This window comes from Pontibacter brevis (genome assembly GCF_054779655.1).
The window spans coordinates 15,743-29,050 of the sequence record NZ_BAAGXV010000078.1 but is presented as its reverse complement, the minus strand read 5'-3'; the positions used below and the strand labels follow the sequence as shown (position 1 = coordinate 29,050).

Here is a 13,308-nt window from a genome sequence, read left to right as displayed (position 1 = left end):
TTCTTAACAGGCAGGAGTGTTTGGATTTTTCACCCTTCCTGCCACAGCACAATAGCAGCCGTCACCAGTAAATTCACCAGCGTAAGCGGCAGCAAAATTTTCCAGCCGAACTCCATTAACTGGTCGTAGCGGGGGCGGGGCAGCGAGGCCCTTAGCAGCACAAAGACCATCAGGAAGAAGGCTGTTTTCAGGATGAACCACACAATGGGCGGTAAAAAGTCCGGACCCAGCCAGCCGCCAAAGTATAAGGTGACGAGCATACAGGAGATGAGCGTAATGCCCATGTACTCCCCAATGAAGAACATGCCGAATTTCATGCCGGAGTACTCTGAGTGGAAGCCTGCAATGAGCTCACTTTCTGCCTCGGGTATATCGAAAGGCAGGCGGTGCGTTTCGGCGATGCCAGCAATAAAGAAGATGACAAAGCCCAAGAACTGTGGAATAACAAACCACATTCCTGCCTGGGCCAGCACGATGTCTGATAAGCGGAAAGAGTTACTTAGCAGCACCACACCCATCAACGCGAGCCCCATAAAAACCTCGTACGAGATCATCTGGGCGGCGCCACGCATAGCGCCTAAAAGCGAATACTTGTTGTTAGAGGCCCAGCCGCCCAGGATGATGCTGTAAGCACCCATCGACGACATAGCCAGGAAAAACAGCAGCCCGATGTTAAGGTCTGCCACCACAATACCAGGGGCAAAGGGTACCACCACAAAGCTGAGCAGTACCGTGACCACCACCACAGCAGGGGCGATAACATATACTTTTTTATCAGCAAAAGGCGGTATCCAGTCCTCTTTAAAGAACAGCTTCATCGAGTCTGCCAGCACGATAAAGAGGCCGAAGGGGCCTGCGCGGTTCGGTCCGTAACGGTCCTGCCACAGGGCCAGCATACGGCGCTCCACCCAGATAAGTCCGGCTGCCACATTGAGCATCACGAACAGCACGCCGCCGATGCTCAGAAAGTAGTTTGGGGTTGCTTCTTCCATTTTAAGTCACGGTTTAAGATGGCCCATGCGGGTAATTCTGCAAAGGGTACTGGAGGTAAACCAACAGGCAAGCCGGCAGTGCCACTTGGTATATGCAGGCTGGTCTTCACGGGTAAAGCGTAATGCTGGCCTTCTATTGTGAAATGCAGCGGCTGCCCTTCTTCCAGCTTCAGGCGCATGGCATCGGCGGCATTGAGTGCTACATAGGGCTCAGGGGTTCGCTCCATAATGGGAGGAGAGAAAATGCTTAACTCTTCTGAGCCAAACGTATGGTACAGGGGCAGCATAAAAAGGTGGTCCTCCAGCGGTAAAAAGTTCTGGGGAACAGCCGTAGAGAACTCTCCCGTACCGGCTGGCTCTATCAGGCGCACGCCAGGGTCGCCCCCTTTCAGGTGGCCGCCTACTTCCTGCTGATACTTGTTGGTAGCCTGGTTCGAGTTCCAGCCAGGCGCCCAGAAGTACGGAATCAGGGAGGAAGGTGGTTGGCCCCGGTAACCTTCCATCGTATAGGAAAGTGGAGAGTCAGGGTCCTCAGGTGGTTTAGGCTCGCTCACATTGATGTTGGCAAGCATAGACGTGCGCCCACTGAAACGGTGCGAGGCCCGGGCAATCTTCTGCCCTGCAATTCTGAACTCAGCGGTAGGTGCAACCGCCTCTATACCCCGGAACACCGGCAGCTCTACGACAATGGCACGAATGATGTCGTCGTAACCTTGCCAGTTGATGATGTCCTCCTGCGCCACGATAGTACCCAGTTCAGATAGCCAACGCCAGCTTTCCTGTATGTCTTCCGCGGTAGGGTATACCTGGTAAAAACGCTGTGCCCGGCCTTCGTTGTTAATGAGCGTGCCATCTGCTTCGGCAAAAGTGCCTGCCGGCAAAAGGACACCAGCCGTTTCGGTGGTGCGGTTATGGAGGTGGTCCAGCACGATAACCTGCTTACAAGTTTTAAAAAAATTGTTTATTGTTGCTTCTCCTGCACGCCGGTACAAGTCGTTTTCAAGGATGATGACCGTGTCGGCATAGCCGTTGAGCACAGCCTCCAGCGCAGACTCTAATTTGTGGCCTCCTAACATGGCCAGGCCCATACTATTGCACTCCGGTACAGTAAGTGCAATTCCTGCTGTTTTTTCTCTCGCACACAGTGCGTTCGCAATGTTGGAAGCGGCTTTCAGCACGCGTTCGTTTCCGCTGTGCGTGCCCGAAATAATCAATGGGTTATTTGCTGCCATCAGCGCCTCTGCAATCTGCCGGGCCAATTGCTGTTCTGCCTCATTTAACCCTTCTACAGGGGGGCAATCCAGGTATATGTTATTTGCCACAGCATACCCTAAACGGGCTATCGCCTCGGGAGAGGCGTAGTAGGTTTGGGTAGCCAGTTCATCTAGTTTCGTTTCGTTGTAAGTAGCGCTGAAGAGCGGGCCCTTTTCTGTTTGCACCAACTCCCGTACTGCCGCATCCTGCCACACCGGTATGTTGGCCTCAGAAACCTGCTCCAGTATCGGCTTTTGCCTGACAGCCTGCCGTACGGCCAGTGCCAGCATAGGGGCGGTGTTGGTCAGGTCCTCCCCGAGAATAAACACCGCGTCTGCTTTTTCTACTTCTCTCAAAGACGGTGTGCGTGCGGCTCCCTCCTTCAAAATGCGAAGCGCCAGGTCTACAAGGTCGTGCTCCATGTCGGATACGCCATGGTGGAAGTTATCTTCCCCTACCAGTGTTCGGAGTACATAATTTGATTCCAGTGAGGCACGCGGCGAACCAATGCCAATCACCCTGCCAGCCTTCACGGCAGAGGCTGCTGCCTGTAACGCCGTATACTTGTCTGTCGCCTCCGGCAGCTGGCTGCGCACAAGGGGCTTGCGTATGCGGCTGAAGCTGTTCACGTGCTCATAGCCAAAGCGACCGCGGTCGCAGAGGAAGTAACCATTCACTTCGCCGTTATAGCGGTTAGTGATATTCCGCAAGGTGCCGTAGCGCTCCCCGGCAATGGTATTACAGCCGAGGCTGCAATGGTGGCAAACAGAGGGGGCTGTGGTCAGGTCCCATTTGCGGGTATAGTGCTGCTTGAGTGTTTTATCTGTAAACACACCTGTGGGGCACACTTCTGCCAGGTTGCCGCTGAACTCACTTTCCAGCACGCCATCTTCGTGGCGGCCAAAGTACAGGTGGTTGTGCGCCGCAAAAACATCCAAGTCTTTTCCGCCTGCATAGTCTTTGTAGTAGCGCACACAGCGGTAGCACTGGATGCAGCGGTTCATCTCGTGGTTCAGGAAAGGCCCCAGGTACTGGTTGCGGTAGGTACGCTTCTGAAAGTCGTAGTGGCGGTAGTTATGGCCTGTCATCACCGTCATGTCCTGCAGGTGGCAGGAGCCGCCTTCGTCGCACACGGCGCAGTCGTGGGGGTGGTTCGTCATGAGCCAGCCGATGACGTGGGCACGGAATTCCTTTGCTTCCATATCAGCCACAGACACCCGCATGCCGTCGCGCACCTGCTCCATGCACGACATGAAGAGCTTGCCCTTGGTGTCGTTTTCGTCGCGGTACACTTTTACGGCACACTGGCGGCAGGCGCCTATGGAACCCATGGCGGGGTGATAGCAAAAGTACGGTACATCAAGGCCTAAGGTGAGGCAGGCCTGCAGCAGGTTCTTGCCTGCACTGACTTCGTAGGGTTTGTTGTCTATATAGATGGTTGCCATACTTTGCTCCAGGGACAGTGGTGTTCGTGAATGTGTCGCTCAAAATCCTCTCTGAAATATTTCAGAGCGCTCTGCAGGGGTTCCATGGCGCCGGGGGCAAGGGCACAGAAGGTATTGCCGGGGCCAAGGTATTTGGTATGAAAATCAAGGGTGAGCAGGTGTTCCGGTTTGCCTTCGCCTTTGTCGATGGCCAGTAATATTTTCTCTACCCAAGGCAGCCCTTCGCGGCAGGGGGTGCAGAAGCCGCAGGATTCCTGCGCAAAGAAGTGCTGCAGGTTGTGCACAAATCCCACCGGGCAGGTCTGGTCGTCGAGGATAATCATGGTACCGGTACCCATGCGGCTTCCGGCTGCCTGAATAGAGCCATAGTCCATGGGCAGGTCGAGATGCTCCTCCACCAAGAAATCAGTGGATGCCCCTCCGGGTAAGAGGCCCTTGAACAGGTAGCCATCCTGCATGTCACCGGCGTAGTCTTCCAGTATTTCGCGGATGGTGGTACCCATGGGCAGTTCCCAACAACCGGGTTTTTTCACGCGGCCGCTTACACCATACAGTTTGGTGCCGGAATCCGGGCTCTTGCTGAGGCCTTTGAACCACTCTGCGCCGTTGTTCACGATATGGGGCAGGTTGCAAAGCGTCTCTACGTTGTTCACGATGGTAGGCTTGCCATAGAGGCCGCTGACCTGGGGAAAGGGAGGCTTTGCCCTTGGGTTGGCCCGCTTGCCCTCCAACGCATTGAGCAGCGCGGTTTCTTCTCCGCACATGTAGCGGCCCACGCCCGTGTGCAGGTGCATCTCCAGGTTAAAGCCGGAGCCGAGGATGTTTTCGCCTAAATAACCCGCTTCATAAGCTTCGTGTATGGCCTGAGTAATTTCCCTAGCCGCTAGCTTGTAGGCCCAGCGGAGGAAGACGTAGGAGACGCTGGCCTGAATGGCGTAGGCGGCCACGATCATGCCTTCAATGAGCTGGTGTGGGTTGCCTTCCAGCAGGAGGCGGTCCTTAAAGGTGCCCGGCTCCATTTCGTCGGCATTCGCCACCAAGTATTTAGGCGTGGCTGCTTCCGGCCCCATCGGCACAAAGCTCCACTTCAGGCCCGTGTTAAAGCCGGCGCCGCCGCGTCCTTTCAGGTTCGAGTCTTTCACCAGCGTCTGTACTTCGACGGGTGACATGGCCTTTAATATCTTCCGGACGGACTGGTATCCACTCACCTGTTCATACTCTTTCAGGTTGAGCGGTTTGCGGCCAGGTACAATGTGTTGGGTAAGGGGCAACTCCATAGGCCCACATGCGGTTTAGGTATACTTTTTCAAGATCTCATCCAGCTGGTCAACCGTTAAATTCCGGTACAAATCGTTGTCAATCATAAGGGCGGGGGCACAGTCGCAGGTGCCGAGGCAGCAGTTAGGTAGTAAGGTAAAGCGGCCATCCTCTGTGGTCTGGCCGTATTGGATGTTCAGAGTTTGATAAAGGTGGTCGCGGATTCCTTCGTAGCCCATGACGTAGCAGCTGATGCTGTCGCAGAGCAAAATCACATGCCTGCCGACAGGCCTTCTGAAAATCAGGTTGTAGAAGGTAGCCACGCTGTCCAGCTCTGCCGGCGACATGTCCACTACTTCCGCCACATCCTTCAGGCTCTCGTCTGAGATCCAGCCACGGTTGTGCTGCACAATCTTCAGCGCTTCGATACAAGCGTTCTTCTGGGTCGGCACGAGGCTGATTTCATGTTCGATTTTCTGTTTTTCCTCTGCGGTTAGCATAACTAAGACTCAGGTATCAAGACGTTAGACATTAGACTTTTTCGCTGGCGCGGGCTTGCAGCTCGTGCCTTTTTACTTTATGTTCGTTAAGCGTTGATGCCGTTTGCCGTTGTTGGTGTTTTCACCAGCAACTCATTTACTCCAATAACGGCATTAACCGAACGAGTAGCGGTACGAGCTACAAGCTCGCATCAGCGTCTGTTCAACTCGTAATTCATAACTCAAATCACCTGTCAATATCTGCTAGCACATAGTCCATGGCCCCGAGTATAGACAGCAAATCCGCTACCGTATAGCCTTTTGTGATGTAAGGGAGCATCTGCATGTGCGGGAAAGAGGGAGTGCGGATGCGCACCCGGTAGGGTGAAGTATTCCCGTCGCTGGTCAGATAATACCCGTTTGCTCCCTTGGTGGCTTCGATGCAGCTCATGGCTTCGCCAGGAGGTATCACCGGTCCCCAACTCACACCTAAAAAGTGTGTGATCAGGGTTTCAATGTCATGCATCGTGTGCTTTTTGATTGGAGGAGTAGTAAGGGGGTGATCTGCCTTGTAAGGACCAGCGGGCATGTTCTTCATACACTGCTCAATAATACGCAGGCTTTGGCGCATTTCGGCCACGCGCACCAAGGCACGGTCGTAGCAGTCGCCGTTGGCGGCAGTGGGCACCTCGAAATCAAACATCTCGTAACCGGAATACGGCTGCTTTTTACGGAAGTCCCAGGAAAAGCCGCAGGCGCGCAGGTTCGGGCCCGTTACGCCCCACTCAATGGCTTCGTCCAGCGTAAAGATGCCGATGCCTTTGGTACGGGCCTTAAACAAGCTGTTTTTGAGCACCATGCTATCGTACTCTTTCAGCCGCTTCGGAAAGTAGTTGAGAAAGTTCTGCACCAGCGTTTCCCAACCGTTTGGCAGGTCCTGCGCCACGCCGCCAATGCGGAACCAGTTAGGGTGCATGCGCCCGCCACACACAGCCTCTACTATATCAAATATCTTTTCCCTGTCTGAGAACATATAGAACACGGGCGAAAGCTGCCCCACGTCCTGCGCAAAGGTGCCGTACCATACCAGGTGACTGGCGATACGGAAGAGCTCGCACATCATAACACGGATGAATTTTACCCGTTCCGGCACTTCAATGCCCGCCAGCTTCTCCACCGACTGCAGGTAGGCCATGTTGTTCATCACGCCGCCCAGGTAGTCTACCCGGTCGGTGTAAGGCAGGTAAGTGTGCCACGTCTGGCGTTCGCCCATTTTTTCGGCACCCCGGTGGTGAAAGCCGATGTCAGGTATGGCATCTACAATATCCTCACCGTCGAGCTGCAGTACAATGCGCAGCACGCCATGTGTGCCCGGGTGCTGCGGGCCGATGTTGAGAAACATGAAGTCGCTGTCGTCACTTTGCCGCGCCAGGCCCCACTCTTCCGGTTTAAACTGCAGGGCGGCCTGCTCGAGGTCTATTTTATCGTCGTAGAGCTGGAAGGGCCCCATTTCCGTTGCGCGGGCGGGATGTTCTTTGCGCAGCGGATGACCCACCCAGGTGCGGGGCATCAGGATGCGGTACAGGTGCGGGTGCCCTTCAAAGCGGATGCCAAACATGTCATACACCTCCCGTTCATACCAGTTGGCATTGGCCCACAGGCTGCTGATGCTGGGCACCAGCGGGAAGTCGTCTTTCAGCCCTACTTTAAGCCGGATAAAGCTGTTGCGATCGAAGGAGAGGAGGTGGTACACCATGGTGAAGGCGTAGGGCGTATGGCCGTTTTCCTTCCTGCGGGTGCGTTCATCGATGGCAGTGAGGTCGAAGAGCAGGCGGTACGGCTGCGGGATGTCCTTTTTCAGGAAAGCCAGTACCTCTTTTATCCTGTCAAGAGGAGTCCAGAGGGTGAGCACCTCATCCTTTGATGTCTGGGGCTTGAATGTAGAAGCCCCAAACTTTTCCTGTAATTGCGCTAAAACGCTGCTTTCCATTTCCATGGTAAAAATCTGTAACGCCCTGAAATATTACCTCATGCTAATTGAATTCTCTATTTTGAAACTTATGTTAAATAGGTGCTTTTTGCAGCCGTTGCTGTTGCCTGCATTCTACTCATTGGGTGCTACGCTGCGCTCACTGAGAGAGGTGATGAATTTAATGCTGTTATTGCTGTTGCAGACGTTTGTTCCCACAACAAAACTGCTAATGATTGCCCCCGAAATACAAGAAGCTAGAGGGAGCATGAAAGCCCTCTTCCGTTTACTTCCGGTTTTCTTAATCCAAAAGCGCAAGAAATCCGAAGCTGCTGCTGCTAGCGCTACAGTTAAACAGCCATTTCCTCGGCTGTAACCGGATCAATGATAGCCTTCACCTCACTCACGGAGTTTGCAGGAAATCCACCTTGTCTGGCATGCTCCCGTACCATTTCTTCGTTTGGCGCATTGTAAACGCAGTAGATTTTGTCTCCTGTCACGTAGCTGTGTACCCACTGTATCTGTGGGCCTAAGTTGCTCAGTACGCCACAGGATGTCTGTGAAATACCTTTCAATTCTGCGGCAGACAGGTTTCCGGCTCCTGGAACTTCCCGTTCAATGACATACTTCGGCATATCGGTTCTTTTAAATTTGTTAATGATTCTGTTTTAGGTAGCAAAACCCCGCCAGCTACACCTCATCCGGCGATCTGAACTCGGTCATCTTCGCCCGCGCTTCCTGCCTTCTTTCCTTCACATCAATTTTCTCCGGTTTTATGACCCCCTGTTCCCCTATTGTCCAGCTGAGGGGCCTTCTTTCTTTTCCAACTGATTCGGCGAGTAACATCAGGCCTTCCATAAAGGCATCGGGGCGGGGCGGGCAGCCGGGTACATACACATCAACGGGCAGGAACTTGTCTACTCCCTGCACCACACTGTAGATGTCGTACATGCCACCGGAGTTTGCACAGGAACCCATTGAAATAACCCACTTGGGCTCCATCATCTGCTCATGCAGCCGTTTGATGATGGGGGCCATTTTGATGAAAACGGTCCCTGCTATAATCATTACGTCAGCTTCGCGGGGCGTACCGCGAATTACCTCTGCTCCGAAACGGGCCACATCGTATTTGGGTGTCATGCTGGTGGCCATCTCCACAAAGCAACAGGAAAGCCCGAAGTGGAAAGGCCACATAGAGTTCTTCCTGCCCCATGCCACCAGGTCCTGTACCGTTGTCAGCATAATGCTTTGCTGGATGTTGTCCTCATACGAGCCTGTTCCTTTTACGGTAGAGGCAGGTGCATCTGGTTTACTTAGCCACCATTTCATTTTATTTGTATTAGGTGATTTCTCTTGTATCTGTCGTCAGGGCGTATACCTCCTGTTATAGCTGAAGGCTATGGCGGTGCCTGTGGTGCGAATACTATCTTCTGTGTTTCGATTAGCAAACTAGACTGTATCCGGTTTGCGGCTCATTCTTTTGTAAGCAGCCAGGATTTTCCTACCGTCAGGGCCGAAATCCAAAGCCCCGTTTCGCCACTCATATACCAGCACAATGACCAGAAGGCCAATAAACACCAGTACCCCAAGATAGCCGTACCAGCCCAGTTCACGGAAGGCGATAGCCCACGAAAGGATGAATATTGTTTCGACGTCGAAGATGACGAAAAGCATCGCTACGAGGTAAAACTGAGAAGAGAAGCGCATGCGGGCTGAGCCCGCGCTCAGTATGCCTCCTTCGTAGGGCTCCCCGGTGGCGCGTTCGTTGTGATGCTGTCCCAACACGTAGGAGAGACCGATAATAAGCCCCACCAAGCTGAGCACAATGGCGCCATAAACCAACAGCGGCCATAGTACGGTCGCATTTTCACTTGAGGTATACACATCCCTTCCGCCTCCTTGCGGATAATTAGTTGATGTTCATGATACCAAAAAAATATTCCTGCTGCTGGCTGGTGGTTAAACCTGACCGGCTATGTAATGCTCGAGGTTGTCGATGATGTATTTTTGTTCCTCGATGATGTATCTCACAATGTCGCCTATAGATATCAGGCCGACAAGTTTTCTCTCTTCCAAGACAGGTAAATGGCGAATGAACTTCTGTGTCATGTGTTTCATGCAGTCTTCAACTGTATCGTTGGGCGTCACAGTTAAGGGGTGTTCACTCATAATTTCTTTCACAAGGGTTTCTTTGGAGGCTTTACCCTTGAGGATTACTTTTCTGGCATAATCTCTTTCTGTGAAAATACCGACAAAATTTCCCTGGTCCATCACTAACAGGGCACCCACGTTATTTTCAACCATCAGCTCTAAGGCGTTGAAAACAGTGGTGTTGGGATCTACAGAAAGAATGTTGTTTCCTTTTTGCTGTAAAATGTGCCTGACTGTTCCCATAATTACCTCCTTTTGGTTTGAATGAGTGGGCTGTTTGAATAATTTAAATTAATATACGATAAATTAAAATATAATGCTCTAAAAAGACAGAAAAAAATTGGGATAAAATAATTAGTTTTCAGTTGGTTAGGCTTTGTTGTAAATGCAGGAATGCAGGAAAACAGGTTTGATTTTATGATTTTGTTAATAAAAAAATACTTTTGCTTAAATTAGGCTAGCATGACTGGGATTTATGCTCATTATAATTAAAAGCAGTTGGCTTGTAATTTTCTTCTTTCTTGCACCTTGCTAAAAACGCACGTGCTTGAAAAACACTCATTTAATAAGGCGAAAGAGAGGAAAAGGAAGCAAAACGGACATAGGAAACCAGACGCAACGTTAGCTGCCTGAAAGTGCAGTAACCTGAGGACTTAAAAACATCAACTGTAAGGAGTACTCTCAGCCGGAAACTCTTGCTATGAGTTTCTCCGAAGGCGCCTTTATAGTTTTGGCAGAAGACCTGAAGGTTTCCCTTAGAATGCGTACAGCATAACAGCTTGTTTTACTGCCGCTGTTGTTGCAACAGGTTTTATTAATAGGAATACCGTGCTTGTTGCTGAGCATCGTGGCATTTGCTGCTGCCTCCATTTCATCCTGTATAGAAAGATGAAGTCCTTTTATAGAAGCATATTCCTGAACGGTATAATAGTAACCCATGGTAATATATCTATATTCATGAATGTTGAGATAGGTACGACTGAACTTTAAAAAAGATATAATTTTGTTAGATTTATATAAAGTTAAATTTCTGGCTACAGCATATCCTGTTTTACAAGAATGTTAAAAAAACACTTTCTTACCCTTGTATTTATTTTTTGCGCCCTTGTTTGCCAGGCGCAGCAGCAGTTGGATGTGCAGGGGCACCGTGGAGCGCGTGGGCTGATGCCGGAAAATACGATACCGGCCATGAAAAAGGCGCTCGATTTAGGTGTAACCACGCTTGAGTTAGATGTATGTATTAGCAAAGACAAATTGCCGCTGGTATCGCACGAGCCTTTTTTCTCCGCTACAATCACGCTTACGCCAGATGGGAAGCCTATACCGGAGTCAGCTGAAAAGACTTATAACCTCTATGCGCTTGACTATGAGGAAATCAGGAAGTATGATGTAGGCAGTAAACCTCATCCTGATTTCCCAATGCAGCAAAAGATGGTAGTCTACAAGCCTTTGCTAAGTGAATTGATTGATAGTGTAGAGCGCTATGCGGCCAGCAGGAACATGCCGGCTCCCCGTTATAATTTAGAGATAAAAGCCTCTCCTGAAGGAGACATGGTATACCATCCGGAGCCTGAGGAGTTTGTTGCTCTGGTTATGCAGGTGGTGGCGGAAAAGGAACTAAAGGATCGCGTGCTCTTACAGTCCTTCGACCCGAGAATTTTGGAAGAGCTACACCGGAAGCACCCGGACGTCCCCGTTGCCTTTCTGGTAAGCAATGTGAAGGGGCTGGAAGGCAACCTGCAGCGGCTGAGCTTCCTGCCTGCTGTTTACAGCCCTTACCATAAACTAGTAAACCGGAGAATGGTGGAAGCCTGCCACAAGAAAGGCCTCAAAATCATTCCCTGGACGGTTAATACGAAAGCCCGGATGAACCAACTTATACGCATGGGAGTGGATGGTATCATTACAGACTACCCTGATCGGGTTGAACGGCAGGCGAACAATTAAGCTGAGATTCATATCAGAAACAACCTGCCCTGCCGCAACAGAAGAAAAACTCAATAGTTTCTTCTTCTGTTCATTTAGAGCCGGCAATTTTAGTTTCCCTACATTTGTAGTGGGACCTTTGAATTTTTTAAAATCATAATGAAGCTGAGCGCGAATACCGGAAGGTTGAGGTAAGGCTAACTTTCACTGATACAGTGGCTCAACTCCCAAGGGGAATAGTTTGATGCAGGAGTGCTTTCCTGTGTCATAATGCCGCTAGGGAATACGTCGTTGGCAACCGTTGCTCGATCTTAAATCTGTCCTTCATCTAATTTCGTTTATCCTGATGCAACAGCGGTACAGTTTACATCATCATTTATATGTCAGTAATTATTATAACGCAGGGAAAAGACCTGGATCCCTGGGTTAGTGCACTAAAAGAGAAAAGACCAGAACTTGATATCAGGATATATCCGGACGAAACCAACAGAGAAGAGGTGGAGTTTGCGCTGGCCTGGAATCACCCGCTCGGCGCTTTCAAAAAGTACCCTAACCTGAAGTGTATTTCTTCTATGGGCGCTGGGGTGGACCACATACTGAAAGATCCCGATCTACCTGAAGGGGTCAGCATCACAAGAATCACGGAGCCTAACCTGGCAAAGGACATGGCAGAATTTACTACAGCCCTTGTAATGAATCATGTGCGTGGCTTTTCTGCCTACAAGGCAGCGGAGCAGCGGCAGCAATGGGCACCAAAACCATACCTGAGAACAGGAGACGTTACGATTGGTGTAATGGGGGTAGGGGTTTTAGGTTCTTATGTAGCCGGCAAGCTGCAGGAGTTGGGGTTTAAGGTAAATGGCTGGGCAAGAACCCCAAAACAGGTGCAGGATATGCAGGTATACGTGGGGCAGGATGGTCTCAACTCTTTTTTGGCAAGCTCCGATATTCTCATCTGCTTGCTGCCTTTAACAAAGGAGACAGCCAATATCCTGAATAAAAACACTTTCAGTAAATTGCCGGAAGGTGCTTTTGTTATCAATGTCGCAAGGGGGGAGCATCTTGTAGAGAATGACTTGATTGAGATGATTGATACAGGGCATTTATCGGGAGCAAGTTTAGACGTTTTCCGTAAAGAGCCACTTCCTGCTAATCATCCGTTCTGGGAGCATCCTAAGATTAACGTTACACCCCATATTGCCAGTATAACTAATCCGGCAACAGCCGCCGACCAAATTCTCGACAACTACGACAGGCTCAAAAAGAAGGAGCCTTTAACCGGCATCGTTTCACTTACAAAAGGATACTAACATGAGCGCATTTCACTACGCCTTCAAAGTAAAAGACATCGCATCGACACGCAAATTCTATGTAGGCATACTAGGCTGTTCGGAGGGAAGAAGCACAGAAAGCTGGATTGACTTTGATTTCTTCGGTCATCAGCTCTCAGCGCACATCAGCACTCATATTCCGGAATTAGATTATTGTGGAAAGGTAGATGGCGTGAGCGTCCCCATCCCGCATTTTGGATGTATCCTGGAGTACGAACAGTTTCATGAGGTCCAGGAGCGTCTGCAGGCACATGACATAGCTTTTATCATAAAGCCTCAGACACGGTATGAAGGGCAGAAAGGGGAGCAACTGACTATGTTTATCCTGGACCTGAGTGGAAACCCGATTGAATTCAAAGCCTTCAGAAACAAAGACGAAGTATTTGCCTCCTAGCAGCATTGGGAGTAGCGTAAACTGGTCAGAACTGTTAAGTTCTGCCAGGCTAAAACGGCAAAAGAATCCTTGTTACCGGGTTGGGATGATAAAGCCATTCCCCTGAGTGG

At 50.7% G+C, this 13,308-nt stretch carries 13 protein-coding genes; 4 read left to right on the top strand and 9 right to left on the bottom strand.

Features of this window, described 5'->3' with window-relative positions; genetic code table 11:
• Positions 1-29: 29 nt before the first annotated feature.
• The 5 genes from nuoH to nuoC all read right to left on the bottom strand — a co-directional run bounded on the left by nuoH (position 30) and on the right by nuoC (position 7,423).
• Positions 30-992, bottom strand: a complete 963-nt coding sequence (nuoH, locus tag ACYVB1_RS16155) for an NADH-quinone oxidoreductase subunit NuoH (RefSeq protein ID WP_460924823.1) — start codon at positions 990-992, stop codon at positions 30-32.
• On the bottom strand, positions 962-3,691 hold the full coding sequence (gene nuoG, locus ACYVB1_RS16150) for an NADH-quinone oxidoreductase subunit NuoG (RefSeq protein WP_460924822.1): 2,730 nt from the start codon (positions 3,689-3,691) through the stop codon (positions 962-964). Before nuoG ends, nuoH begins: the two co-directional genes overlap by 31 nt.
• The gene (gene nuoF / locus ACYVB1_RS16145) at positions 3,673-4,968 is read right to left on the bottom strand and encodes an NADH-quinone oxidoreductase subunit NuoF (protein ID WP_460924821.1); all 1,296 of its coding nucleotides are present in this window, start codon (positions 4,966-4,968) and stop codon (positions 3,673-3,675) included. The genes nuoG and nuoF overlap by 19 nt, the downstream gene beginning before the upstream one ends.
• 15 nt (positions 4,969-4,983) lie before the next feature.
• Positions 4,984-5,448 carry an NADH-quinone oxidoreductase subunit NuoE gene (gene nuoE, locus ACYVB1_RS16140; RefSeq protein ID WP_460924820.1) on the bottom strand — a complete coding sequence of 155 codons (465 nt, stop codon included), beginning with the start codon at positions 5,446-5,448 and terminating at the stop codon, positions 4,984-4,986.
• A gap of 226 nt (positions 5,449-5,674) precedes the next feature.
• A complete protein-coding gene (gene nuoC, locus ACYVB1_RS16135) occupies positions 5,675-7,423 on the bottom strand; it encodes an NADH-quinone oxidoreductase subunit C/D (protein ID WP_460924819.1) in 1,749 nt (582 codons plus the stop codon).
• A 34-nt stretch (positions 7,424-7,457) separates the two neighbouring features.
• Between nuoC and ACYVB1_RS16130 the strand changes: the two genes are divergently transcribed.
• Entirely contained in the window at positions 7,458-7,772 is a 315-nt protein-coding gene (locus ACYVB1_RS16130) for a hypothetical protein (protein ID WP_460924818.1), read from the top strand.
• Here ACYVB1_RS16130 and ACYVB1_RS16125 read toward each other — a convergent pair.
• From ACYVB1_RS16125 to ACYVB1_RS16110, 4 genes are all read right to left on the bottom strand, one after another.
• Positions 7,747-8,031: a DUF4242 domain-containing protein gene (locus tag ACYVB1_RS16125; protein ID WP_460924817.1), complete on the bottom strand. Its 285-nt coding sequence runs from the start codon at positions 8,029-8,031 to the stop codon at positions 7,747-7,749. The two genes, ACYVB1_RS16130 and ACYVB1_RS16125, sit on opposite strands and share 26 nt — an antisense overlap.
• Positions 8,032-8,086: 55 nt before the next feature.
• A complete protein-coding gene (locus ACYVB1_RS16120) occupies positions 8,087-8,725 on the bottom strand; it encodes an NADH-quinone oxidoreductase subunit B (RefSeq protein WP_460924816.1) in 639 nt (212 codons plus the stop codon).
• Between the two features lie 120 nt (positions 8,726-8,845).
• Positions 8,846-9,280 carry an NADH-quinone oxidoreductase subunit A gene (locus ACYVB1_RS16115; protein WP_460924815.1) on the bottom strand — a complete coding sequence of 145 codons (435 nt, stop codon included), beginning with the start codon at positions 9,278-9,280 and terminating at the stop codon, positions 8,846-8,848.
• A 75-nt stretch (positions 9,281-9,355) separates the two neighbouring features.
• A complete protein-coding gene (locus tag ACYVB1_RS16110) occupies positions 9,356-9,790 on the bottom strand; it encodes a CBS domain-containing protein (protein ID WP_460924814.1) in 435 nt (144 codons plus the stop codon).
• 816 nt (positions 9,791-10,606) lie between these two features.
• Here ACYVB1_RS16110 and ACYVB1_RS16105 point away from each other — a divergent pair.
• The 3 genes from ACYVB1_RS16105 (at position 10,607) to ACYVB1_RS16095 (ending at position 13,198) form a co-directional block, all read left to right on the top strand.
• On the top strand, positions 10,607-11,494 hold the full coding sequence (locus ACYVB1_RS16105; RefSeq protein ID WP_460924813.1) for a glycerophosphodiester phosphodiesterase: 888 nt from the start codon (positions 10,607-10,609) through the stop codon (positions 11,492-11,494).
• Between the two features lie 359 nt (positions 11,495-11,853).
• Entirely contained in the window at positions 11,854-12,783 is a 930-nt protein-coding gene (locus ACYVB1_RS16100) for a 2-hydroxyacid dehydrogenase (RefSeq protein WP_460924812.1), read from the top strand.
• Between the two features lies 1 nt (position 12,784).
• The gene (locus ACYVB1_RS16095) at positions 12,785-13,198 is read left to right on the top strand and encodes a VOC family protein (RefSeq protein WP_460924811.1); all 414 of its coding nucleotides are present in this window, start codon (positions 12,785-12,787) and stop codon (positions 13,196-13,198) included.
• The last annotated feature ends 110 nt before the right edge of the window (positions 13,199-13,308 follow it).